The 26,226-nt window shown below is 38.3% G+C and carries 18 protein-coding genes; 10 read left to right on the top strand and 8 right to left on the bottom strand.

Annotation, left to right across the window (positions count from 1 at the left end; genetic code table 11):
- Positions 1–7: 7 nt before the first annotated feature.
- The 3 genes from NHE85_RS04970 to NHE85_RS04960 all read left to right on the top strand — a co-directional run bounded on the left by NHE85_RS04970 (position 8) and on the right by NHE85_RS04960 (position 3,319).
- Complete coding sequence (locus tag NHE85_RS04970) at positions 8–2,014, top strand: fumarate reductase/succinate dehydrogenase flavoprotein subunit (protein WP_252810241.1); 2,007 nt, start codon at positions 8–10, stop codon at positions 2,012–2,014.
- Between the two features lie 12 nt (positions 2,015–2,026).
- Positions 2,027–2,788: a succinate dehydrogenase/fumarate reductase iron-sulfur subunit gene (locus tag NHE85_RS04965; protein WP_252810240.1), complete on the top strand. Its 762-nt coding sequence runs from the start codon at positions 2,027–2,029 to the stop codon at positions 2,786–2,788.
- Between the two features lie 114 nt (positions 2,789–2,902).
- The gene (locus tag NHE85_RS04960) at positions 2,903–3,319 is read left to right on the top strand and encodes a hypothetical protein (protein ID WP_252810239.1); all 417 of its coding nucleotides are present in this window, start codon (positions 2,903–2,905) and stop codon (positions 3,317–3,319) included.
- 26 nt (positions 3,320–3,345) lie between these two features.
- Here NHE85_RS04960 and NHE85_RS04955 read toward each other — a convergent pair whose 3' ends face one another.
- The gene (locus tag NHE85_RS04955) at positions 3,346–6,264 is read right to left on the bottom strand and encodes a triple tyrosine motif-containing protein (RefSeq protein WP_252810238.1); all 2,919 of its coding nucleotides are present in this window, start codon (positions 6,262–6,264) and stop codon (positions 3,346–3,348) included.
- Between the two features lie 390 nt (positions 6,265–6,654).
- Here NHE85_RS04955 and NHE85_RS04950 point away from each other — a divergent pair, with 390 nt between their 5' ends.
- The 6 genes from NHE85_RS04950 to NHE85_RS04925 all read left to right on the top strand — a co-directional run bounded on the left by NHE85_RS04950 (position 6,655) and on the right by NHE85_RS04925 (position 17,397).
- Positions 6,655–9,585, top strand: a complete 2,931-nt coding sequence (locus tag NHE85_RS04950) for a TonB-dependent receptor (protein ID WP_252810237.1) — start codon at positions 6,655–6,657, stop codon at positions 9,583–9,585.
- Between the two features lie 13 nt (positions 9,586–9,598).
- Positions 9,599–11,089 carry a RagB/SusD family nutrient uptake outer membrane protein gene (locus tag NHE85_RS04945; RefSeq protein ID WP_252810236.1) on the top strand — a complete coding sequence of 497 codons (1,491 nt, stop codon included), beginning with the start codon at positions 9,599–9,601 and terminating at the stop codon, positions 11,087–11,089.
- 18 nt (positions 11,090–11,107) lie between these two features.
- Positions 11,108–12,571, top strand: coding sequence for a glycoside hydrolase family 30 beta sandwich domain-containing protein (locus NHE85_RS04940; RefSeq protein WP_252810235.1), 1,464 nt, complete (start codon positions 11,108–11,110; stop codon positions 12,569–12,571).
- A 67-nt stretch (positions 12,572–12,638) separates the two neighbouring features.
- Positions 12,639–14,066, top strand: a complete 1,428-nt coding sequence (locus NHE85_RS04935; protein WP_252810234.1) for a glycoside hydrolase family 30 beta sandwich domain-containing protein — start codon at positions 12,639–12,641, stop codon at positions 14,064–14,066.
- Positions 14,066–16,378, top strand: a complete 2,313-nt coding sequence (locus tag NHE85_RS04930; protein WP_252810232.1) for a glycoside hydrolase family 3 N-terminal domain-containing protein — start codon at positions 14,066–14,068, stop codon at positions 16,376–16,378. The genes NHE85_RS04935 and NHE85_RS04930 overlap by 1 nt, the downstream gene beginning before the upstream one ends.
- A gap of 251 nt (positions 16,379–16,629) precedes the next feature.
- Complete coding sequence (locus NHE85_RS04925; protein ID WP_252810230.1) at positions 16,630–17,397, top strand: amidohydrolase; 768 nt, start codon at positions 16,630–16,632, stop codon at positions 17,395–17,397.
- Here the strand turns inward: NHE85_RS04925 and NHE85_RS04920 are convergent.
- Positions 17,381–19,000, bottom strand: coding sequence for an Ig-like domain-containing protein (locus NHE85_RS04920; protein WP_252810229.1), 1,620 nt, complete (start codon positions 18,998–19,000; stop codon positions 17,381–17,383). The genes NHE85_RS04925 and NHE85_RS04920 overlap by 17 nt on opposite strands.
- 114 nt (positions 19,001–19,114) lie before the next feature.
- Positions 19,115–19,795 carry a ComF family protein gene (locus NHE85_RS04915; protein ID WP_252810227.1) on the bottom strand — a complete coding sequence of 227 codons (681 nt, stop codon included), beginning with the start codon at positions 19,793–19,795 and terminating at the stop codon, positions 19,115–19,117.
- Positions 19,796–19,993: 198 nt separating this feature from the next.
- On the opposite strand from NHE85_RS04915, the gene NHE85_RS04910 reads away from it, so the two are divergent.
- Entirely contained in the window at positions 19,994–21,535 is a 1,542-nt protein-coding gene (locus NHE85_RS04910; protein WP_252810225.1) for a glycine--tRNA ligase, read from the top strand.
- 49 nt (positions 21,536–21,584) lie between these two features.
- Here NHE85_RS04910 and NHE85_RS04905 read toward each other — a convergent pair whose 3' ends face one another.
- The 5 genes from NHE85_RS04905 to lepA form a co-directional block, all read right to left on the bottom strand.
- Positions 21,585–21,977 (bottom strand): hypothetical protein, encoded by a 393-nt coding sequence (locus NHE85_RS04905; RefSeq protein ID WP_252810223.1) that lies wholly within the window; start codon positions 21,975–21,977, stop codon positions 21,585–21,587.
- 120 nt (positions 21,978–22,097) lie between these two features.
- On the bottom strand, positions 22,098–23,150 hold the full coding sequence (thiL, locus tag NHE85_RS04900) for a thiamine-phosphate kinase (protein ID WP_252810221.1): 1,053 nt from the start codon (positions 23,148–23,150) through the stop codon (positions 22,098–22,100).
- 77 nt (positions 23,151–23,227) lie between these two features.
- Positions 23,228–23,650, bottom strand: coding sequence for a response regulator (locus tag NHE85_RS04895; RefSeq protein ID WP_252810219.1), 423 nt, complete (start codon positions 23,648–23,650; stop codon positions 23,228–23,230).
- A 119-nt stretch (positions 23,651–23,769) separates the two neighbouring features.
- Entirely contained in the window at positions 23,770–24,192 is a 423-nt protein-coding gene (locus NHE85_RS04890; RefSeq protein ID WP_252810217.1) for a response regulator, read from the bottom strand.
- A 172-nt stretch (positions 24,193–24,364) separates the two neighbouring features.
- The gene (gene lepA / locus NHE85_RS04885) at positions 24,365–26,161 is read right to left on the bottom strand and encodes a translation elongation factor 4 (protein ID WP_252810215.1); all 1,797 of its coding nucleotides are present in this window, start codon (positions 26,159–26,161) and stop codon (positions 24,365–24,367) included.
- Positions 26,162–26,226: the final 65 nt, after the last annotated feature.

Raw genomic sequence — 26,226 nt, 5'->3', positions numbered from 1 at the left:
AGTAACTATGTTAGATTCTAAGATACCAGAAGGGCCTATATCAGAAAAATGGACTAAATACAAAGACCATTTAAAACTGGTTGCCCCAAACAACAGACCTAAGATTGATGTAATTGTTGTAGGTACCGGCCTTGCAGGAGCGTCGGCTGCAGCATCCCTTGGCGAAATGGGATACAATGTAAAAGCATTTTGCTTTCAGGATTCTCCACGCCGTGCACACTCTATTGCTGCACAGGGTGGTATTAATGCTGCAAAAAATTATCAGAATGATGGTGACAGTGTTTACAGGCTGTTTTATGATACTATAAAAGGTGGTGACTACAGAGCGCGTGAAGCTAATGTTCACCGTCTTGCTGAAGTTTCCGGAAATATTATTGACCAGTGTGTGTCTCAGGGTGTTCCTTTTGCACGGGATTACGGCGGAATGCTTGATAACCGTTCATTTGGTGGTGTACAGGTACAGCGTACTTTTTATGCTGCGGGGCAAACAGGCCAGCAGCTTTTATTAGGAGCTTACTCTGCGCTTTCAAGACAAATCGGCCTTGGCCGTGTACAAATGTACAACCGCCACGAGATGCTTGACATTGTTAAAGTAGATGGAAAAGCACGTGGAATTATTGCACGTAACCTTATAACAGGGGAGATTGAAAGACACTCTGCGCACGCAGTAATTATTGCTTCGGGTGGTTATGGTAACGTTTATTTCCTTTCAACAAATGCTATGGGCAGTAACGTAACTTCTGCATGGAAAATACATAAAAAAGGAGCTTATTTTGCTAACCCATGTTTCGTACAGATACACCCAACGTGTATTCCTGTTCATGGTGAAAACCAGTCTAAGCTTACCCTGATGTCTGAATCGCTGCGTAACTCAGGCCGTATTTGGGTTCCTAAAAAAATAGAAGATGCTGAAGCGATTCGTGCAGGAAAATTAAAGCCTACACAAATTGCTGAAGAAGACAGGGATTATTTCCTTGAAAGAAGATATCCTGCTTTTGGTAACCTTGTACCACGTGACGTGGCATCGAGGGCAGCAAAAGAGCGTTGTGATGCAGGTTTTGGTATAGAAGCTAACGCAACTAACGAAGGTGTTTATCTTGATTTCTCTTCAGAGATCATAAGTAAAGGTAAACAAACGGCTTTTGCACAGGGTAATCACAATCCTTCGGATGAAGAGGTTATTAAACTTGGTAAAGCATGGATAGAGGAGAAATATGGTAACCTTTTCCAGATGTACCAAAAGATTACAGATGAAAATCCGTATGAAACGCCAATGAAAATATACCCTGCAGTTCACTATACTATGGGTGGTGTATGGGTTGATTATAATTTACAGAGTACCATACCGGGCTGTTTCGTAGCAGGAGAAGCCAACTTCTCTGACCACGGTGCTAACCGTCTTGGAGCATCTGCACTAATGCAGGGACTTGCTGATGGTTACTTTGTACTGCCTTATACAGTATCTGATTATCTTGCCAACGATATCCGTACAGGTAAGATCTCTACAGACCTTCCTGAATTTGTTGAAGCAGAAAATAATGTGAGATCTCAAATTGATGCTTTCATAAACAACAACGGTACGAAATCGGTAGATCATTTCCATAAAAAACTGGGCCACATTATGTGGAATAAAGTTGGTATGGCACGTGATGAGAAAGGCTTAACTGAAGCTATCGCTGAAATTGATGCATTAAGAGCTGAATTCCACAGGGATGTATTTGTACCGGGTTCTGCTAATGAACTTAATACAGAGCTTGAAAAAGCGCTTCGTGTTGCTGACTTTATGGAACTTGGACAACTTATGGCAATGGATGCGCTTCAACGTAAAGAATCTGCCGGAGGCCACTTCAGGGAAGAGTATCAGGATGCTGAAGGTGAAACGCTTCGTGATGATGTAAACTTTAATTTCGTAGGTGCCTGGGAATATGGCGGAGACGATATTAATGCTGAAAAACTTCATAAAGAAGTTCTTAACTATGAGTACATTAAAATTGCCGCAAGGAACTACAAATAAAATTCAACAGAAATGGCTTCTAATAAAAATATAAATATAAACCTTAAAATATGGCGTCAGAAAGATGCTAAAACTAAAGGTAAAATAGAAACATACAAGCTGGATAACGTTTCTACTGACAGTTCATTCCTTGAGATGCTGGATCAGTTAAATGAGCAGCTTATTAACGAACGACAAGAGCCTGTAGCATTTGACCACGACTGCCGTGAAGGTATTTGCGGTATGTGCTCGCTTTATATTAACGGGCGTGCCCACGGACCTGATACTAAGGTAACAACATGTCAGCTTCACATGAGGATGTTTAAAGATGGCGATACTATTTATGTTGAGCCTTGGAGAAGTAAAGCTTTCCCCGTAATTAAAGACCTTATTGTTGACCGTACTGCTTTTGACAGGATTCAGCAGGCAGGTGGTTTCGTTTCTGTAAATACATCAGGGCGCACTATGGATGCTAACGCTATTCCTGTGCCTAAGCATGATGCAGACAGGTCTTTTGAGGCTGCCGCGTGTATTGGCTGTGGTGCTTGTGTAGCAAGCTGTAAAAATGGTTCTGCTATGTTGTTTGTTGGTGCAAAAGTTTCTCAATATGCTTTGTTACCGCAAGGTAAAGTTGAAGCGACAGAACGTGTGCTTAACATGGTAAGACAGATGGATGAAGAAGGATTTGGTAACTGTACTAATACAGGTGCTTGTGAAGTAGAATGCCCTAAAGGCATTTCTCTCGAAAACATTGCCCGTATGAACAGGGAATATCTTTTTGCAAGCCTGAAATAATATAATAGATATCTATATAGAAAGCCTCTGAAATTTCAGAGGCTTTTTTGTAGCCTTTAATTTACATTTAATTTATTTTATGTATAATTGCATTCAAACTTAAAATACTTATTTATGTCAAAAATTGTGCTTTTTACGGTGTTGGGAACAGTGATGCTAACGGGAGTTTTAACTTCTGATTACAAAGAGGTGACTTTTGATACGCCCCAGACCCAAAAAACATTTTCTACTGAAAACAAGACTTTTACAAATGAGGGAGACCGTATTGTTGTAGTAATTGCTCCTGAAGATCATCTTGCTTTTGAAAAGGCAAAAACATGTTGTTGTTGTGCTGTAGAACCTGACCAGATGCCCTGGGTAAAAGCAAATTATACTTTTTTTAGTAAATACTTGGATGTTAAATTGCTGGATGGCTTTTTTAATGGAATTTATAACATGAAAGGTGATGGTACGCAGGACGCTAACTATTATGTAGATTTTACAGATGCCCGAACAAACGCAGTTGTAAAGTCTTATGTAATGATTGAATAATACAGAGCCGGTTTTTACCGGCTTTTTTATAATTGCATATCTGCCTCTTTAGCAATGCCTTCTAAAAAGGAGACAAAATTGTCTTCATGGGCTACCTCCAGCTTCTTACGAATACGGTAACGGGCGTTTTCTACACCACGCAGCGAAATGCTAAGGAGAGGCGATATTTCTTTATTGGTAAGGTTCATTTTTACGAAGGCACACAGCCTTAATTCTCTTTTAGTAAGAGAAGGGTTTAGTTTTTTAAGTTCTTCAAAAAAGTTGTGGTGTACTTTTTCAAAATTCACATCAAAAACCTCCAGATATTCTTCACCTATTTTATGCTGGTTCAGCTTCTGGAAAATCTGGAGCAGTTTTTTGCGTGAATCATCATTTTTTACATAATCTTTAAGCTCTTTTAAGTCGGAAGTCAATTCATTAAAAATGTCTTTCTTTTTTATAAGCAGCATGGTATAGTTGGCAAGTTCTTTACTGTTATTAAGTACCTCTTCCTGTAAATGTATCCTGTCTTTATTTATCTGCTCTTTATCTCTTTGCAATTTTAGCTGCTCCAATTCCAGCTCTAACAGTTTTTTTGCTTTTAAAGCCTCTGTTTTTGTCTTTTCATGCTCCCGTTCAATTCTGCGTTTAATGTACCGCACGATGGCTATAATCAATAATAAGGCTATAATTATGTATAATGCAAACGCAAGGTTTGTTTGATACCATTTTGGAAGAATAGTAAACTGATAAGATGTTTCATTTCCTATAAGGCCTGCGGTATTTCGGCTTCTTACCTTGAAAGTATAGTTCCCGGGCCTTAAATGGGTATATTCTTTATAAGGTATGTTTTGCCATGCAGACCAGTTGTTGTCTACATTTTCTAACATATAGCTGTATTGCACTTCTGTACCGTGGGTCATTTTAGGGGCTGCAAATTCAAAACGCAGAATATCGGTTTGATTGGGCAGTACTTCGGCATCGCCTTTTCTGTTGATCAATGGCAGGAGGCTGGATTCCTGATCTTTGGAATATGATATTTGTGTTAATACGGTAGCAACGCCCGCACTGGTGCCGGGTTTGGCAATGGTATAGAGAAATAACCCGTTTGTAGTGCCGAAAAGTACATTATTGCCCGATAGTGTGGTTATACTTTCCATACCACGGTTAAAACTACCTTTTAAATTAAGAAAAAGGTCTTTATGCAGTTCAGGCTTTTTTTCGGCAGTATAAAAATAGCCTGCCTCGTCATCCTGAACAAACCATGTTTTATCATTGCGCTGTATAAGCTTACGGGTATTTTTTTCAGGATCCAGTATACTATTTAGCAGTGTATGCGGTAAAAATTTGTTTTGCTGCTGGCTATAGCGGTATATACCTGTATTTGTAGTAAAAACAATTTCGTTGTTCCAACGGGTTACATTAACATTAAAAGCCGATTCTAATCCGTTTTTGTTTGTGTAATGATCTACAGAGCTGATACGTGTGTAAGATGGGTTTATACGTATTCTGAATACACCCTTATAACCATGGCACACCCAGTAGCTGTATGGCTCATCGGCCGGCATTATATCTCTCGCAGATTCGTCAAAGCCACTAAGTTTTTCATGCAGTATCCATTCTCCTTCTTTATTTTCCAGTAAATAAAGTCCGTTATAATGTGATGCAAGATAGAGATCGGGCTTATTTTTTATTGGAGTAACTTTCCAGAAGCCTGTAACATTGCCAATTTTAACGGCATTGCCATTATCAATCCTGAACAGACCATTGTCATGGCCCACAATAATATCGCCTTTTAGCTGCTGAACAGACCATGCCTGGCCATGCAGATTTTCTACTTTTTTAAAATCATGAATGGATGAAGGGTTTTTACCGTTGAAATAAGAATAATAAACACCCTGGTTAGTAGCCAGATAAATGTAATTATTATAAGTCAGCACATCATATACTGAAGCTTTATTAAAGAGATAGGTGTAGGGGGACATAAAATCTATATAGGCAAGGCCATTATTTTGCAATACCCATATATTTCCATCGCTTGCGGTATATAATCTGTGTATGACAGCATCCTGAAGATTTTGAAAAATGGCGGGGCTTTCAATTATTTTACCGTTACTGTTAGCCATTATGATCTTTGAGCTTAACGTGCCAATAAACACATCTCCGTTCGCGTATTTTATAGCTGATGAAACATAATCTCGCTGACTGTGATTAAACACATTATTTAATAGTTGTAAAGTGCCCGAAGCAGCGTTTCCGCCATATATATTACCCTGTTTAGTAATTATCATTACCGAGCCTGACTCATTGCCGGGCAGTATAGATACTATTTCCTCATTATTATATTTTTCACGCGTAAAAACCATTGAGGGTTCGGCACTGCCTGCATTAAGTTTTAAAATACCATAATTAGAATCCTGTATATAATAATCTTTGCCAATTAAGTTGGAGTAGATAAACGATGTATTTGCAGGGATATGGGTTGCCGTTTTATTAGTAATTATAATAAGCTCATTAAAAGAGCGGCATAATATTTTATTGCCTAAAGCATGTATAGCCCATATGTTTTCTATGTTTTTACCTTCTAGCTGCAACTCCTCCATAAGTGATTTATAGAAATATTTGCCGGAATCATTTTTTTGAATAGTACCAATCTCATTATATCCTCCGGCATATATAATTCCTTTATCATCAATTACGAGACTCCTGACAGATGAATTATTGGGCAGGTTGAGTTTTTGCCAGTGCTCACCGTCAAAAATGATTACTCCATCATTATTGCCAAAAAAAATAGTACCGTTATTATCTTCACAAATAGCCCAGAATTGCGGATCGGCATTAAAATCATTTCTACTGTACTGTGTTATTTTTCCTGAAAGTTTTAAGTTGTCGGTAACGCCGTTTTGGGCAAAAATAGAAGAATGTATTAAAATAAGTGAGAAAATATAGATAAAGCGTTTTTTCATGCGGTTTGTTAAATCTTTATTAAGTGCGTGTTAAGACGTAAAATTAACTCAAACGATGTAAATTATACCTTTTTATACCGTAAATTATCATTTCAGGCGTACAAAGCTACTCATTTTTTTATTATATAATTTTTTGCTATACAATACATTGCAAAAAAAAAGTAATAGTTTGAGAGTACGTTTTTTTTAAATGGAGTAAGCAAAGTGTACTGGTATTTATTTTTCTTAGAATTCATATCTATAATTTGGCAACACTAAATTTTGAGTCGAAAACGATTTCGGTTGTTTAAAATTTAACTTATTCTCAATTTGGCACATTGTGAAATGCGAAATTGCTACAACTTAATGGTTTTCAAAAGTTTAAAATTAACCCTAACCCAACAAAATCTTATGCGATTTAAGAACTACTTAATTTTAATGTTTCTCTGCTTTTCTGCAGTCACTTTTGCTCAGGTAAAAGGTACTGTTACAGATGCAGGGACAGGTATGACCTTACCAGGCGTAAATATCCTGGTAAAGGGATCTAATGCCAATGCCTCTACCGATATTGATGGTAATTTTACCATTAATGCTAAAGAAGGCGATGTTTTGGTTTTTTCCTATATAGGATTTGCCACACAGGAAGTTACTGCCACTTCCGGCACAATGACAATTAAACTTAAAGAAGATGCCCAACTACTTCAGGAAGTTGTAGTAGTAGGTTATGGTGCACAAAAAAAACAGGATATTACAGGTGCGGTTGCAGTTGTAGATGGAAAGAAATTTGAAAACCGTGTAAATAACCAGGTAAGCAGCCTTTTACAGGGACAGACTGCCGGTGTACAGGTAACATCTAATGGCGGTAAGCCCGGAGGTGGTTTTAGTGTACGTGTACGTGGTACAAGTTCAATTACAGCTGGCAGTGATCCTATCTATGTTATAGATGGTGTAATTACATCGGACACCCGTTCGCTTAACCCTGCTGACATCGAATCTATTTCAATACTTAAAGATGCTTCTTCTGCAGCTATATATGGTTCTCAGGGTAGCAATGGTGTTGTTATTATTACAACTAAGCAAGGTAAATCAGAAAAGCCAATTCTTACTTACGAAACTTATGTAGGGTTTCAGTCTTTTTGGAAAAAACTGGACGTTTTAAATGCACAGCAGTATAAAGAACTGCAAATGGAAAGAGGTCTTGGTACATCTCCTGGTTTTTGGGATCAGTACAACAATGATACAAACTGGCAGGATAAAGTTTTCAGAACCGGTTTTTCTAACAGTCACCAGGTTTCCTTATCAGGAAAGAGTAACAAAACATCTTACTATTTAAGTGGTGGTGTTGTTAATCAGGAAGGTGCTGTAAGAAGCTCTGATATGGGAAGAAAAACATTTAAAGTCAACCTTTCTCAGGAAGTAACTGACTGGTTAAAAGTAGGTACAAATCTTAATTATATTGATTATAAAGATGTTGATGTTACTGATAATTCAGGTGTTGGTAATGGTGGTGTTATTTTAGGTGTTTTAAACACACCACAAAATATTGGTGTTTATAATGCAGATGGAACCTTTACAAGTAACCCATTCCAGAATTGGGAAAATCCATTATCTAATACGGACGGATCTCAAAGAGGATATAGAAATCAACGTGTATTTGGTAATGTATATGGTGAATTAAAGCTTTTAAAAGGACTTACTTTTAGAACTGCCCTTTCTATAGATCATAGCGATGCTGCTACTGATTATTTCCTTGATCCTTACAGAACAAGTTATGGTAGAGCTATGAAAGGTATTAGCCGTTACAATACTAACCGATATAATTACTATATGTATGAAAACACATTGAATTATAAACTTAATGCTGATAAGAACTCTATAGAAGCAGTTGTAGGTACTGTTTATCAAAAATCATTATGGGAAGATTCTAATCTTGAAACAAGAGGCTTTGCTGGTGACGGTGTTACTACACCTAATGCAGGTTCTACCATAGCGACGGCTAATGCTTCAAAGTCAGAGAAATATAATTCTTCTTTTATATCAAGAATTAACTATTCTTTTGATGATAAATACCTTTTAACAGCAAACTTTAGAGCAGATGGTTCAAATAATTTTGGTCCGAACAACAAGTGGGGTTATTTCCCTTCAGTTTCTGCAGGATGGAGAATTTCAAATGAAGAGTTTCTTAAAAGTGTTGAGTCTATCAATGAAATAAAGATTAGAGCAGGATGGGGTCTGGTTGGTAATGACGATATTACAAGATACGGATGGCTTCAAAATGTTGTGCCAGGTACAAATTATCCAATTGGGGGAACTATTCAGCCGGGTAATTACCCTGGAAGAATTGAAAATAGAGATTTGAAATGGGAAGCTTCAGAGCAAACTAATATAGGTATTGATATTGCACTTTTCAAAAACAGAATTCGTTTTAGCGCGGATGCTTATAGAAAAACAAGTCAGGATTTATTACTTAATGTACCAATTCCAAGAACTTCAGGTTTTGATTCTGCTTTACAAAATGCAGGGTCTATAGAAAATAAAGGTTTGGAGTTCCAGTTAAGTACGGTAAACTTTGATGGAGATTTTAAATGGAATACAGACCTTAATATTTCGTTCAACAGAAATAAAGTAACTAATCTTGTAGGTACAGAAATTAATGATGGAGGTATTGCAGGCCGTGGTGATGCAGTACTAATACAGGAAGGTAAACCTTTAGGTCAGTTTTATGGTTACCAATGGGGTGGAGTAGATCCTGACACAGGTAATGTATTTTACATTGCAAAGGATGGTTCTTCAACTTTTAATCCTACAGAAGAGGATAAGAAGAACATTGGTAATGCAACCCCTGACTTTATTTACGGTATAACTAATAATTTTAGCTATAAAAATGTAAGCTTGAACTTATTTTTTCAGGGATCTCAGGGTAACGACATCTTAAACGCAACCCGTTTTGATACTGAAAGTATGATCGATTCAAGAAATCAAACTACTACAGTGCTTAGAAGATGGCAAAATCCGGGTGATATTACTGATGTGCCAAGAGTAAGTACGGACGGTAATATTGCTAACTCAAGAATATCGTCTCATTATGTTGAAGATGGATCTTATATAAGGTTAAAAGCTATAACACTTGGTTATGATTTTTCTAAAGACGTCTTAAGCAGAATTGGTTTAAGTGCTCTTAAATTATATGCCACAGGAGAAAACCTGTTTACTATCACCAATTATTCAGGTTTTGATCCAGAGGTTAACTCTTATGGTAATAATACTCGCGTAGGCGGTATAGACTACGGTACATATCCTCAAACAAGGAATATTATATTTGGTATAAGAGCTTCATTATAAATAAAAAATGATTATGAAAATTTTAAATATAAAAACGATATCAGCTTTGGTGCTTGCATCTTTAATGCTTGCATCATGTGATGATAATTTAGATGCTGAGCCTATTTCTGATGGTATTGCTCAGAACTCTTACCAGACAGGAGATCAGATTGAGGCGGCACTTATAGGTGTTTATGAGTCTTTTCAGGGTAATGATTACTATGTATGGGATCATGTACTGTTTTCAGATGTTCGTTCTGACAACCATTATGCAGGGGGTGATAATCCAATGATTTTTCAATTAGATGCTATTAATGTAGAGCCTACAAATGATAGAATTTACAATGCTTGGTCTGCTATTTATAATGCAATAGCAAAAGCCAATGTAGTGCTGGAATATACCCCTAAAGTTGAAAGGCTTATTACTGAAGAAAGACGTACACAAATACTTGGTGAAGCACGCTTTTTAAGAGCTTACCATTATTATACACTTGCAAGGCTTTTTGGCGGTGTACCATTGGTTATGGAGTCAGTTAAATCTGTTGATCCGACAACAATAAGAGTGCCTCGTAGTACAGAGCAGGAAACATATGATATGATAATCTCTGAACTTAAATTAGCAGTAGATGAACTTCCTAATGATTACGGAGGAGATGCCTCTGTTAATAAAGCACGGGCAACTAAAGGTGCTGCTTATGCACTTCTTGCTAAGGCTTACGCGCAGCAGCCTGTACCCAACTGGGGTGAAGTTGTAAACTACGCTAATCTTGTTTTAAACAGTCCTGCTGGTTATAATCTTATGGGTAGTTATTCAGATTTATTTGATGGATCTCATTATAACAATATTGAATCTATATTGGAAGTACAATATCTTGGTGGAAATGAAGGTACTTGGGGACCGCAAATGCATTTGCCACCATCTGTAAGTGGTGACACGTGGAGAAAATTTGTTACACCTTCTCACGATCTTGTAAATGCTTATGATGCTGAAGGTGATAATATTCGTAAAAACGCTACCATCCTTTTTGAAAATGCACCGTGGGCGGATGAGTACTGGGGTAACGAAGTAGGAAGCTCTATACCTTTTGCATACAAATGGAAAAATGCAATGGGGTGGCAAAGTTCTGACCATATTTACCTGCTTCGTTTAGCAGATATTATCCTTCTTAAAGCTGAGGCGCTTAATGCAACCGGTCAGCCGGGACCTGCTGCTGATGAAGTGGATAGAATTAGGACAAGGGTTAACCTTCCGGTTTTAACTGCTGAAGTAAGAGGATCTCAGGATTTGATGAAAGCAGCTATACTTAAAGAAAGAAGACTTGAACTTGCTCAGGAGGCACATCGTTGGGATGACCTTGTTAGAAACAACGTGGCTGTCGAAACTATGAATGCCGTTCAGGATATTGATCTTAGAACAGGAAACCCTGTTAACTATGATATGAAAGAATATGAAATATTCCTGCCTATCCCTCAAAGAGAGCTGAACAGAAATCCTAATCTTGTGCAAAACCAGGGTTACAATTAATAAAATATAAGGCACACCATGAAAAAAACGTTTGTTTATATAAGTCTGGCTGCATTATTCTTTTCCTGCTCAGGAAGTGAAGACGGATCGGGCAATTCTGCTCCGCCTGCATCCGAAACAGGTGTTGGCAATGTTATAGGCACTGCTGATGTTTGGGTTACCAACGGAGATATGACCAAACTTTTAAGCAAACAAAATACAGGTGCGTCTATATATGATAATGATGCAACTACCGATCCTTCAATTTCTGTTGATTTTGCGCAGCAGTATCAGGAAATTGAAGGCTTTGGTGCTGCATTAACAGGTTCTTCGGCAAATGTTATTAATGCTATGGCACCTGCCCAAAAGGAAGCATTGCTAAAAGACCTTTTTAGTCCTGAAACGGGTATAGGTCTTAGTTATTTACGCCTTACTATTGGTGCTTCAGATTTCTCGCTTGGCAATTTTAGCTATGATGATGTTCCTTCCGGAAGTACCGATGCTAACCTTGATAATTTTTCTATAGCACCGGACGAAACGGATGTTATACCTGTATTGCAGGCTATACAGGCGTATGCACCGGGTATAAAAATACTTGGCAGCCCATGGAGTGCTCCTGCATGGATGAAAACAACTGCAAGCATGAACGGAGGAAGCCTTAAACCGGAATGGTATAATGCTTACGGAAACTATTTTGTAAAGTACATTAATGCGTATGCGGCACATGGCATTAGTATAAATGCTGTTACTCCGCAAAATGAACCGCTGCATGAAACCACAGGTTACCCAACTATGAAAATGACGGCTGCAGAACAGGCAGAATTCATAAAAACTAGTCTGGGGCCTAAATTACAGGCAGCAGGGCTATCAACTAAAATTATCGCTTACGATCATAATTTTGATGTGCCTCAATACCCTATAGAAATATTAAATGATGCAGATGCGGCCCAATATGTAGATGGTTCTGCTTTTCATGCCTATGCAGGCGATGTAAGTGCTATGAATCAGGTACATGCCGCTTTCCCTAATAAGAACCTTTATTTTACAGAGGTATCGGGTGGTGCGTGGAGCCCGGATTTTGCCAGTAACCTTAAATGGAATACAGGAACTATTTTTATAGGTACTACACGTAACTGGTCTAAAAACGTATTATTATGGAACCTTGCGCTTAACAGCAATAGCGGCCCTACCAATGGTGGGTGCGCAGATTGCCGTGGCGTGGTTACTATAAACGCATCGGGAGCAGTAACAAAGAATGTGGAGTACTATACACTGGCACATTTTTCAAAGTTTGTAAGGCCGGGGGCTAAAAGAGTAAATTCTACCAATTTTGATAATTCGCTTAGCCTTAGAAATGTAGCCTTTATAAATACAGACGGTTCTAAAGTGCTTGTTGTGCTTAATGAATCAGAAACATCGAGAAAATTCTCAGTAAAAGTGGGCACTACAAAGCTTAATTATACTGTAGAGCCTAATGCTGTTGCAACCTTTGTATGGCAGTAAGCCATAATAAAAATTGAATTATAAATAAAAATTTTGGGTACAGTTTATACTGTATCAAAGGATTACCATGCTTAAGAAAAAGAAAAATCTATTATGCGGAATTGTAATGTCTGTAGTTTTATCAGCTATGGTAACAGGTTGCGGAACTACAAAAACAATCAGCAATACTGCCTCAGAATTGTGGGTTACAATGCCAGATAAATCTGTTTTATTGCAAAAACAGGACATTACATCATCAAATCAATCAAAAAACAATAACAATATTCAGCTAACCATTAATACTGATAAAACATATCAGGAAATGGATGGATTTGGCTATACTCTTAGCGGGGGAAGCGCTATGCACATTTCAAAAATGAGCGCTCCGGCAAGAGCTAAGTTTTTACAGGAAATATATGGTACGGGAGTAAATGATCTGGGCTCAAGCTATATAAGGATAAGTGTAGGTGCAAGTGATCTTGACGAGAAAGTATTTTCGTATGATGATATGCCTGAAGGTCAAACCGATGTAAATCTGGAAAAGTTTGATCTTGGTTATGATAAGCTGTATTTAATACCTGTATTGCAAGAAATACTTAAAATAAACCCATCAATAAAAATATTAGGATCGCCCTGGTCGCCTCCTGTTTGGATGAAAACTAACGGAGATACGCGCGGTGGCAGTCTTAAACCTGAATATTATACTGCATATGCTAAGTACCTTGTGAAGTATATTCAGGAAATGAAAAAGAACGGCATTACTATAGATGCGCTTACGGTGCAAAATGAGCCGCTTCACCCGGGTAATAATCCAAGCCTTTTAATGCCTGCCGAAGACCAAAAGGTATTTGTACGCGATCATTTGGGGCCTGAGTTTAAAAAGAATGGTATAAAAACTAAAATAATAGTTTACGATCATAATGCCGACAGACCGGATTATCCTATCACTATTCTTAATGATAAAGAAGCTGCAAAATATATAGACGGTGCTGCTTTTCACCTTTATGGCGGACAAATAGATGCTGTTTCCTCTGTACATGAAGCACATCCTGATAAGAACCTGTATTTTACAGAGCAATGGGTTGGTGCACCTGGTGATTTTGCAAAAGAGCTTAACTGGCATATAGAAAATCTTATAATAGGGGCACCGCGTAACTGGTGTAAAACCGTATTGGAATGGAATCTTGCTGCCGATGAAAATCAGGATCCGCATACTGATAGAGGTGGATGTGATCGTTGTCTTGGTGCTGTGACTATTACCGGTGATAAAGTAACACGTGAACCTGCTTATTATATTATAGCACATGCCTCAAAATTTGTACGTCCTGGTTCGGTGAGAGTAGAATCTAATATAATAGATGGCCTGCCGAATGTGGCTTACAAAACACCTGCCGGAAATACGGTGGCTATTATTCAGAACACATCTAAAGCCGATAAAACCATAGATGTAAATGATGGCAGCAAATCAGTTACAATAACACTAAAAGCAGGTGCTGTTAGTACCCTTGTATTATAATGAGGATTACTTTAAAACATATTGCCTTAGTAATTGTTGGAGTAACATTTGCAACTGCCAGTGCACAGCAAAAGCAGACTGATACTGATAAAAAAGTTGAAACGCTTTTAACTAAAATGACGCTTGAGGAAAAAGTAGGGCAGATGACACAGATTACGCTTGACGTAATAGGCAAAGGCAAAGACAGGTACTCAAGTTTTGAACCCTTAACACTAGATCCGGCCGAAATGAAAAAAGCCCTTGGCGATTATCATATCGGGTCGGTATTAAATACCGCCAATAACCGGGCACTTACCACTAAAAAATGGTTTGAAATTATAAGCGAAATCCAAAAAACATCTATCCAACTTAATGCTCATAAAATCCCGGTTATTTATGGCGTGGATGAAATTCATGGTGCTACCTATACTGCCGGAGCTACAATGTTTCCGCAGCAGATAGCGCAGGCAGCAGCCCGCAATCCGCAATTGGTAGAAAAAGGGGCAGCCATAACAGCCTACGAAACCCGTGCAAGCAATATTCCTTGGAATTTTGGGCCGGTGCTTGATTTAGGGATGGATCCGCGTTTTTCACGTATGTGGGAATCGTTTGGAGAAGATCCTTACTTGGCTTCGGTACTTGGCGTTGCTATGATAAACGGTTTAGAAGGTAAAGACAATAATATAGGCAACCCTGAAAAAGTAGCTGCCAGCCTTAAACACTTTTTAGGTTACCATGCAACAGCATCGGGTAAAGACCGTACGCCTTCTTATATATCTGAAGACGCATTACGCGAATACCATCTACCGGCTTTTAAGGCGGCGATAGATGCTGGAGCACATACTATAATGATAAATTCGGGCATAATCAACGGGGTTCCGGTGCATGCCAATTACACTATTCTTACCAAACTGCTTAAAGAAGAGTTAGGCTTTAAAGGACTTGTTGTAACAGACTGGGCAGATATAGAAAATCTGCACAGGCGCGACAGGGTAGCAGCTACGGATAAAGAAGCTGTAATGCTTGCCATTAATGCAGGTATAGATATGTCTATGGTGCCATATAAGTATGAAGTTTTTTGTGATAACCTTATACAGCTTGTAAAAGAAGGCAAAGTAAAGCAGGAAAGAATAGATGATGCCGTTCGCAGGATACTAAAAGTAAAGTATGCACTGAACCTTTTTGATAAACCGAATACAAACCCTAAAGACTACCCTGAATTTGGTAGTAAAGAGTTTGAAAAAGCATCGTATGATATGGCGGCAGAAGCTATCACTTTATTAAAAAATGAGGGTAATATTCTTCCGTTAAAAAAAACGACTAAAGTTTTAATAACCGGACCAAATGCCAACAGTATGCGCACGCTTAACGGTGCATGGACGTACTCTTGGCAGGGCGAAAAGGTAGAAGAGTTTGCCGGACAATACAACACTATTCTTGAAGCGGTACAAAACGAGATCGGAAAAGCTAACGTTACCTATGTGCCTGGTGTGAGCTACAAAATGGACGGTCATTATTATGATGAGTTTGCTGATAAAATGGACGAGGCTATAGTTGCTGCTAAAAACAGCGATGTTATTTTACTCTGCCTTGGCGAAAATACTTATACCGAAAAACCGGGAGATCTTAATGATCTGTACCTTTCTGAACTACAAACAGAACTTGCTAAAAAACTTTCTGCTACAGGTAAGCCTATAGTGCTTATTCTTAATGAGGGAAGGCCAAGAATAATAAGCCGTTTTGAACAGCAGATGAATGCAATAGTGCAGACATACCTGCCGGGTAACTTTGGCGGGGATGCCCTTGCCGATATATTATTTGGAGATGTAAACCCATCGGGTAAACTGCCTTATACCTATCCGCGTTTTCCTAATGCTACTATATCATACATACATAAACCATCTGAAGAACAAAAGAAAGCTGAAGGTGTTTATAACTATGAGGCAGACTATAACCCGCAATTTTTGTTTGGCGACGGACTTAGTTATACCACTTTTGGCTATAGTAATTTAACTATAGATAAGACGCAGCTTAAAAAGGGAAATAACCTAAAAGTTAGTGTGACAGTTACCAATACCGGTAAAGTAACCGGAAAAGAAGTAGTGCATTTATTTACAAGCGATGTATATGCAAGCAGCGTTACACCTGATGTAAAACGCCTGCGCCGATTTGAAAAAATTGAACTTAAGCCGGGAGAAAGTAAAACCGTATGGTTTGAAATTACTCCTGCCGACCTTAGCTATATAGGCCGTGACGGAAAAACGATACTGGAAACAGGGGAGTTTGAAGTTATGGTAGAGCATTTAAAGGCCTCATTTACGTTAATTGAATAGATTTTCAATATAAATTGTTTAGAGTTTTAGGTTAGTTAGAAAGCCGGGGTTGTGCCCGGCTTTCGTGTTTTTATACTTTAGTAATAAATCTTACACTTGATATTTCCCCTCCTTTGGAGGGGTGGCTGAAAGCCGGGTTGGTTAGAATTACGGTATTATTAAAATTTAACCATCAAACGATTCCAAATGAGGGAAAAGTAGTTACATCGCAAGAAATCTTTTTTTGTACTTTTAAGATATAACCATCTCTCATGAAAATATCACTTTTACAAACTTCTCTTGAATGGGAAAACCCGGAAGCTAATCGTAACAATTTTGAAAAACTTATAAATAGTATTGAAGAAGATACAGATATTATAATGCTGCCTGAAATGTTTGCTACCGGTTTTACCATGAAACCGGAAGGCGTTGCCGAAACTAAGAATGGCGAAACAGTACAATGGATGAAGAAAATGGCTGCCAAAAAAGATTGTGCTGTTACAGGAAGCCTGGTAATAGAAGAAAATGGAAACTATTACAACAGGCTGTTTTTTATTCTGCCGGATGGCGAAATAAAGACCTATAATAAACGCCATTTGTTTTCACTTGCCGGAGAAGATAAAGCCTATACGGCAGGTACCGAAAGGCTTATTATAAACTACCGTGGCTGGAAAATTTGTCCGTTAGTGTGTTATGACCTCAGGTTTCCGGTTTTTTCGCGTAATACAGAAGATATCGACTTAATGCTTTATGTTGCCAACTGGCCATCTCTTCGTGTGGCTGCGTGGGATACTTTACTAAAAGCCCGCGCTATAGAAAATATGTGTTATGTAGCCGGAGTGAACCGTGTTGGAAACGATAACAACGGGCATGCTTATCCCGGACATTCACAAGTGTTTGACTGCCTTGGGGCATATGCCGTTATGCCATCAGTTAATGAAGATGTATTTACTATAAAACTTGATAAGGATAGTATGCTGGAAACCCGTAAAAAACTGGGCTTTTTAAATGACAGGGATAGTTTTACCCTCCACCTTTAATGTCAAAAGTTTCTTCAGGATCCCAGTTTGCCCTTACATCAATGGTTTTAGGCATATAAATAACCTCTTCAGGCTGTATTTTATCCATATAGCTTCCGGTGTCCCACTGCCTGTTTTTATTATCATCATAATATACACGCAGCGTATATTTGTCGGGCACTAAATTGTCAAAATTTATTTTGGTTTCACCTTCGGTATAATAAAAGGCTTCTACTTTGCCACCGCTCCCTATAACCTCCACCATAATAGGAAATCGTTTTGCATTTTGCAGCGTTAGCCTCAGGTTGCCATAGTCAATATAGGTTTTTGTAGCAAGTTTATAACTTAACGTATCATTTTCCTTCTCATAAAAGTCTTTTAAGGCTCCGGGCAGTAAGGTAAAAGTATATTTCTGTTCTTCTTTCTTTTCAAAGTCAAATACCAGTTCCTGCTTTAAATCATCATATTTCAGGGTGTATTTTAGAGCAAGCGAATCTTTATCTATAAGGCTTATTTTGCTGCTGTCTATACTAATCAGCGGCGTTAGTGACGAAAGTGTAAATTTTTCCCTGAAATGCAGCCCTCCTTTTTGAAGCGCATCTATTTTAAGCGAGTCGGCTGTTTTCATTTCCTTGAACTTCACAGTAAAATCTTTAATAGAATCTTTATTGGAAACTGTAACTTTAAGCGAATCGGCAGTTATTTTTCTTGGCAGCCATACCTGCAGCGAGTCCTTATCTTTTACTTTTGTTGTAAGGGTAGGTATAACTTCAGTTCCTTCACCGTTTTTTACTACTACTTTCATCCCGCGGTAATCGCCCTCATAGCCTGCATATAGCCTGTTGGAGTTAACCTGCACAGGTTTGCGGGGTTTATAAGGCCTTTTTTCCTGAAACAGTTCCAGTTGGTAAATGGTATCGTTAGGCACGTCAATAGTCTGGTTAAGAAAGCCTATTTTATCACTTTTAGGATCAAATTTATAATTGTTATTGGCATCTTTAAGTGCTATAAGGTGGTATTTGCCCTCTTTAAGGTTTTGAAGCGAAAACTGTACCATGCTGTCCAGCGTATTGGTAACATAGCGCGGGCGCTGTTTGTAGATAGTAGAATCGTTAAAGGTTTCGTCAGCTTCGTATAGGGCAACAGTAACAAAGTTATCGGTTTTGTTAGAGTAAGCATCTTTTATCCTGCCGTTAAGCGTAAGCGAGTCAATATATGTTCCTGTAGAAAATACAAATTTAAACTGGGAATACGGATTTCCCTCATTATTATCGGTAATGCTTTGTCCAAAATTAAAGCTGTAAGTAGTGTTTTCTTTAAGGGTATCTTTAATTTTTATATTTATGAATTTGCTGGCACTACCCATAGGTGTTATATAGGGCTGCGTGTCCATTGGCGGCGAAATAATAAGCTGCTTATTAATGTCTTTAATTTTAATGTATTCATTAAAATTTATACGAATTTCGCTGCCTTTAAACTGCGTGCTCATGTTTTGGGGCGAACTGCTAATAATATGGGGCGGAATAGTATCTTTTGGCCCTCCGGTAATAGCACCTCTTTTTGCGCAGGACGCAAAAAGAGCTGTGGTAAACAGTATATACAGGAGAATTCTATTTTTCAGCATATTGTATTGTTTGACTGCACAAAATAACAATTATATTCCCTGTAAACGAAATGTTTTTAAAAAATGTTGCATCCCCGGTTTAAAGCACGCCGAACTAAGAAGGAAACACTTATTTTACTGTGCATAAGCTATAGTAATTATACTAACTTTTGCATCGGGAATTTTAAGCAGTGCCTTTGCGCAGGCCTCCAGTGTAGCTCCGGTAGTAATTACATCGTCAACAATTAAAAAATGCTTTCCGTTATCGGCTTGTGTAGCATTTATTTCAAAGGCATTACCTATAATTTCAGCTCTGTCCGCGCGGTTTTTATTTGTCTGTGTTTTTGCAAAAGTAGACCGTTTAAGCAGGGTATTGTTAAAGGTTTTCCCAAGTCCGTCGGCAAGGGTTAAGCCAAAACTTGTAATTTGGTTATAACCCCTTTTATAAAATCTTTTTATATGCAGGGGCACAGGTACTATGTCAGTCACCGATTTCAGGGCTTCCACATTTTTAAGGTCATGCACATACCATTCTCCTATTATAGCGCCAATCTCTTCTTTTCCACGGTATTTAAGGTTATGTATAAGCTCCTGAACTATACCGTCTTTATTAAAATACAATACTGACGATGCATGTTCAACCGGAATACGCCCTCTGAATTTTTGTGCAGTTTCGTTATTTTCATTTAAATAGTGCTGGGTAAAAGGCATATCGTGCCGGCAGTGGGTGCATATAAGGCGCTCGCTTTCAAGCAATGTGCCTTTGCAGCCCGAACATACTGCCGGAAATAGCAGGTTTAGTAAAGCTACAAACATATAGGTGGTTAATTTAGGGATTGCTAAAATAACAAAATTGTAATTGTTTTCCTATTGAGCAAGTGTTTTAAGAGAATGTTATGATATTTATTAATAATGTGTCGATTTTCGTACTTTTTTTAACAAAAACGTTTTTCGGTTATTTTCTAATTGCAATGCGTCTATATATACAACTGCTTTTTATATTTTTGCACCACTATGGCAAAACAAGAAGATATATTTAAAAATGTTATTTCGCATGCAAAGGAGTACGGATTTATTTTTCCGTCGAGCGAAATATATGATGGACTCAGCGCTGTTTACGATTATGCACAAAATGGTGCAGAGCTGAAAAAGAATATCAGGGAATACTGGTGGAAATCTATGGTGCAGATGCACGAAAATATTGTGGGTATAGATGCCGCAATTTTTATGCATCCTACAACATGGAAGGCATCGGGGCACGTAGATGCCTTTAATGACCCTTTGATTGATAATAAAGATTCTAAAAAAAGATATAGGGCCGATGTGCTTATTGAGGATTATGCTGAAAAGATAAACCAGAAAGCCCAGAAAGAAATAGAAAAAGCAAGAGTTCGTTTTGGCGATGCTTTTAACGAACAGGAGTTTATTACTACCAACACCCGTGTTGTAGAATACCTTGCTAAGAAAAAAGAAATACTTGAGCGTATGGCACGTTCGCTGGAAACAGAAAACCTTGCCGACGTAAAAGCCCTTATAGAAGAGCTTGAAATTGCCGATCCGGAAACCGGTTCTAAAAACTGGACAGAGGTTCGCCAGTTTAACCTTATGTTTGGTACCAAACTTGGTGCCGAAGCAGCCAATGCTATGGATTTATATCTGCGTCCGGAAACAGCACAAGGTATATTTGTAAACTTTCTTAACGTACAGAAAACAGGCCGTATGAAGATACCTTTTGGTATTGCGCAAACAGGTAAGGCTTTCCGTAATGAGATCGTTGCAAGACAGTTCATCTTCCGTATGCGTGAGTTTGAACAGATGGAAATGCAATTCTTTGTTCGCCCGGGCGAAGAAATGAAATACTATGAGTACTGGAAAGAAACAAGGCTGAAATGGCACCTGTCGTTAGGGCTTGGTAAAGAAAACTACCGTTTCCATGACCATGAAAAATTAGCACATTATGCTAATGCTGCTGCCGATATTGAGTTTAACTTTCCTTTCGGCTTTAAAGAGCTTGAAGGAATTCACTCAAGAACTGACTTTGACCTTAAAGCGCATGAACAGTTTTCGGGTAAAAAATTACAGTATTTTGATACCGAACTGAACCAGAATTACACGCCATATGTAGTAGAAACTTCTGTGGGATTAGACAGGATGTTCCTGGCGGTATTCTCTAATTCATTAAAAGAAGAAACCCTTGAAGACGGTTCTGTACGTACAGTACTTAGCCTTCCGGCAGTATTAGCACCTACTAAAGCTGCAGTATTGCCATTGGTTAAAAAAGACGGACTTCCTGATGTTGCAAGAGAGATCATTGATGAGCTTAAATGGGACTTCAATGTAGCTTATGATGAAAAAGATGCTGTAGGCCGCCGTTACAGAAGACAGGATGCTCTTGGTACTCCTTTCTGTATAACCGTAGATCATCAGACACTGGAAGACCAGACGGTAACCATTCGCCACCGCGATACAATGCAACAGGACAGGGTTAAAATATCTGAACTTAGAAATATAATAAATGAGGCAGTTTCGGTAAGGAACTGGTTAATGAAGATGTAATAAAAACTAAAGGCTCCTATTAGGAGCCTTTAGTTTTATATGCTTACTTCTAAAGACCACATTTGCCTCCTAAACTTATATTCAGTTCAAAGCCTTTATTATTATTCCATTTGCCCAAAGAAAATCCATTGATATAATCATTGGCAGTATCACTGTATGTGTTTATAAGATAAGATACAGGGTGTTTTTCAAATTTTCCCGGGGAAAAATTTCCAGGTGGATATTTTTCAGATACCTGTAAATATAAATCTGTGAAATTTTTATTGTAGCCAGGCTTAAAAAGTACTGATGCAAAGGAAAAATCGTTAGTTTTCAGTATATCGGGTGTTTGCTCTATAGTAAATACGTCGTAATTCTTCTGTATATCTGCAATTTCCCCTTCCTGAGCACAGGCGGATATATTAATGAGAATGAGTACTAATAATAAAGTAATTTTTTTCATCTGCATAGTTTTAATAACGAGCTAAAGTTTTATCTAAGATAAAAAATAATATTTTCATTATTAGCAGGTTGTATTTATAAAAAAATCCGGCTATTTAATTAATGCCGGACTTTAAAATATTTATTCTTCTTCATTAAGTGCGTTCCATCCCCGTGCTTTAAGCGGAATTTTAGTATTGGCACGGGTAATAAGGTGTATGCCTTCGCTTTCCTGTGTCATGTGGCCTATAACAGTAAAGTTAGGATTGCCTTTTATCTTGTCAAAGTCTTCCATTTTAATGGTGAACAACAGTTCGTAGTCCTCGCCACCATTAAGAGCTACTGTAGTGATATCTATATTGAATTCTTCACATACATTTATAAGCTGAGGATCAACCGGAATCTTCTCTTCATATAGGTTACAGCCAATTCCCGAATTTTTGCAAAGGTGTATAATCTCTGAAGATAATCCGTCGGAAATATCGATCATAGCCGTAGGCTGTATTTCAAGGGCCTTTAAAAGCTCTTTTACATCTTTACGGGCTTCCGGTTTAAGCTGGCGTTCTATTAAGTAGCTATAAGCGTCTAAATCAGGCTGGTTGTTTGGGTTTACCTCAAATACCTGCTTTTCACGTTCTAAAACCTGTAGGCCCATATAGGCTGCACCAACATCTCCGGTAACAACAAGCAGGTCGGTATTTGATGCACCATTACGATAAGTAATTTCTTCAGCATTTGCTTCACCAATGGCTGTAATGCTCAGAATCATTCCTTTTTGAGATGAGGTAGTATCGCCGCCTATAATATCTACACCATAAATTTTAGCAGCATGTTTCATACCGTCATACAGTTCATCAAGTGCTTCAACCGGAAACCGGTTAGATACCGCAATAGATATTGTAATTTGGGTTGGGGTAGCATTCATGGCGCATATATCGCTTACATTTACAACAACTGCTTTATAGCCTAAGTGTTTAAGCGGCATGTAGGCAAGGTCAAAGTGTACGCCTTCAACAAGCAGGTCGGTAGAAACTACTACTTTCTTATCTTTAAAATCAAGTACAGCGCCATCGTCGCCTATCCCTTTCAGGGTAGAAGGCTGACTTGTTTCAATATTTTTGGTAAGGTGTCCTATAAGTCCGAATTCGCCAAGTGCGGAAAGACTTGTACGTTGCTGGTTTTTATCTTCTATCATTTCTTCTAAATTCTTAATTGCTCAATTACAAAGCTGCAAAGGTACGATTTAGAAGTTTATAAAGCAGTAAGCAATACTTACTCTATCTCAGGCACTACGGCATCACACCAGTAATCTACAATTTCCTTTAATGTTTCCGTGAGGCGCTGCATATCGCTTGTTTTATGAAAGTACCCATGTATGGAGCGTTTAAAAGCTTCTTCTACAGTATAGCCGCTTCCCACGGTAGTAAAAAATATAAAGGGAAGGGTTTTTTCGGTAAGCATTTCATCTTTCAGTATTTCATCACGAAGTTCAAAACCGTTCATTTTAGGCATATTAATATCAGATATTACCATAAAAGGCTTAATATGTTCCTGTTGCAAAAAGGGGATAACTTCGGTACTGTCGCTTAAAAGTATAATTTCGTTTGGCAGATTCAGGCTTTTAAGTATCTCTTCAAATATCAGCCTGTCGTCTTCATCATCATCAATAATAATAATCTGTCCGGTCTTTTTCATGATAGCAGTTTTTCCAACTGCAAATGTATTGCGAATCGTGATTATACGGGAGAATATTAGCCTTTCTATAACATAAAAAATCCCTCAAGTGAGGGATTCATGTTACATTTGGTTACTGATTATTCTTTATCAGGCACTTTAGCAGCTTTCCAGTATTCAATTATTTTTTTTATCACGTCTTTGTACTCGTTATAATCGGTAATTTTGGTAAAGAAGCCCTGAGCCGCTTTTTTATAAGCAGTTTTTATAGTATCGGGGTCGCTTGCCGTGCTAAAAAAGATATAAGGAACTGTTTTATCATGCAGGTTAGGGTCTGCAAGTACCAGGTCACGCAATTCGTAACCGCTCATTTTTGGCATATTGATGTCTGAAAATATAAGAAAGGGCGTGATTTCAGGTTTCTGCAAAAATTCCATTACAAGTGTGCTGTCAGGCAGTATTATAACCTCATTATTGTATCCCAGATCGTCAATTACTTCTTTTAGTATTTCCCCATCTTCCTTGTCATCTTCGATTATAATAATCTGTCCGTCTTTCTTCATAAAGAATTTATTTAAAATACAAATATAAATATATTTGTTAATTTAAAAGTTAAGAAAATCTTAATCGGATTTCTGTGAGGGCTTACTATGAGGGGCTTGCTTTATTTTAAATAACAAAAAAACCCGACACATAAGTACCGGGTTCTACTATCTCAATTCTCAATACTGATATCTAGTCATTCAGTTTCAATACCGCCATAAATGCTTCCTGCGGAATCTCTACATTACCTACCTGACGCATACGTTTTTTACCTTTCTTCTGTTTTTCAAGAAGTTTACGCTTACGGGAAATATCCCCACCGTAACATTTTGCGGTAACGTCTTTACGAAGTGCCTTAACAGTTTCACGCGAAATTACTTTAACCCCGATAGCTGCCTGAATAGGAATATCAAACTGCTGGCGTGGTATAAGTTCTTTCAGCTTCTCACACATTTTTTTACCAATGTTGTAGGCGTTGTCTTCGTGGATAAGCGCAGACAATGCATCTACGGGCTGTCCGTTAAGCAAAACGTCAAGTCTAACAAGTTTTGATGTGCGCATGCCGATAGGAGTGTAGTCAAATGAAGCATATCCTTTAGATACCGTTTTAAGCCTGTCATAAAAATCGAATACGATCTCGGCAAGCGGCATATCAAAGTTAAGCTCTACACGTTCTGTGGTAAGATACGTCTGGTTTGTAATCAAACCACGTTTTTCAATACAAAGACTCATTACGTTACCAACAAAGTCAGACTTTGTAATTATGGTAGCTTTAATATAAGGCTCTTCTACGTGATCAAGTTTAGAAGGCTCCGGTAAGTCAGACGGGTTGTTTACTACAATTGGTTTTGTAGGCTCTTTTTTGGTGTAGGCAAGGTAAGACACGTTGGGTACAGTAGTAATAACTGTCATGTCAAACTCGCGCTCAAGGCGCTCCTGAATAATTTCCATGTGCAGCATTCCCAAGAAGCCGCAACGGAAACCAAAACCAAGTGCCGCAGAGCTTTCTGCCGTAAACACAAGCGAAGCATCATTAAGCTGTAATTTCTCCATAGAGTTACGCAGTTCTTCGTAATCTTCAGTATCTACAGGATAAATACCTGCAAATACCATTGGTTTTACGTTTTCAAAACCGGCAATCATGTTTGTGGTAGGCGTTTTGGCATCGGTAATAGTATCACCCACTTTTACCTCACGTGCTTCTTTAATACCCGATATAAGGTAGCCAACATCACCTGCGCTAACTGTTGTTTTAGGTACCTGATTTAGTTTAAGCGTACCAATTTCGTCGGCAAAATATTCTTTGCCTGTAGCCATAAATTTAATTTTCTGGCCTTTGGTAATTGCACCGTTTATAACCCTGAATATAACCTCAATACCACGGAACGGGTTATATACAGAATCGAATATTAAAGCCTGTAACGGTTCATCCGGATCTCCTTTAGGAGCAGGAATACGCTCTATAATGGCTTCAAGTATTTTATCTACACCAAGGCCTGTTTTACCACTGGCAGGTATAATGTCTTCCAGTTTACAGCCTAACAGATCTACAATATCGTCACTTACTTCCTCCGGGTTTGCACTCGGTAAATCTATTTTATTTAGTACAGGAATAATTTCCAGGTCGTTTTCTAACGCAAGATACAGGTTGCTTATGGTTTGTGCCTGAATGCTTTGTGCAGCATCTACAATAAGCAGTGCCCCTTCGCATGCAGCAATAGAACGGGATACCTCATACGAGAAATCTACGTGCCCCGGAGTGTCAATAAGGTTAAGTATATACTGTTCGCCTTTATAGGTGTACTCCATTTGTATGGCATGGCTCTTAATAGTAATACCACGTTCGCGCTCCAGATCCATGTTATCCAGCAGCTGAGCCTGCTGTTCGCGGGCAGTTACGGTTTGTGTGGCATCAAGCAGCCTGTCTGCCAGGGTACTTTTACCGTGGTCTATGTGGGCAATAATGCAAAAATTTCTAATATGCTTCATCTTCGTCTGTTATCAATTTTTGGGCGTGCCCTTACGGTGCGTTTCAGGTGTGGCTTTAACGGTGT

The sequence above is a fragment of the Flavobacterium sp. NRK1 genome (assembly GCF_024054175.1).
Taxonomy (GTDB): Bacteria; Bacteroidota; Bacteroidia; order Flavobacteriales; family Flavobacteriaceae; genus Flavobacterium.
The sequence above is the reverse complement of the archived record's forward strand: the minus strand, read 5'-3'. Positions and strand labels throughout refer to the sequence as shown.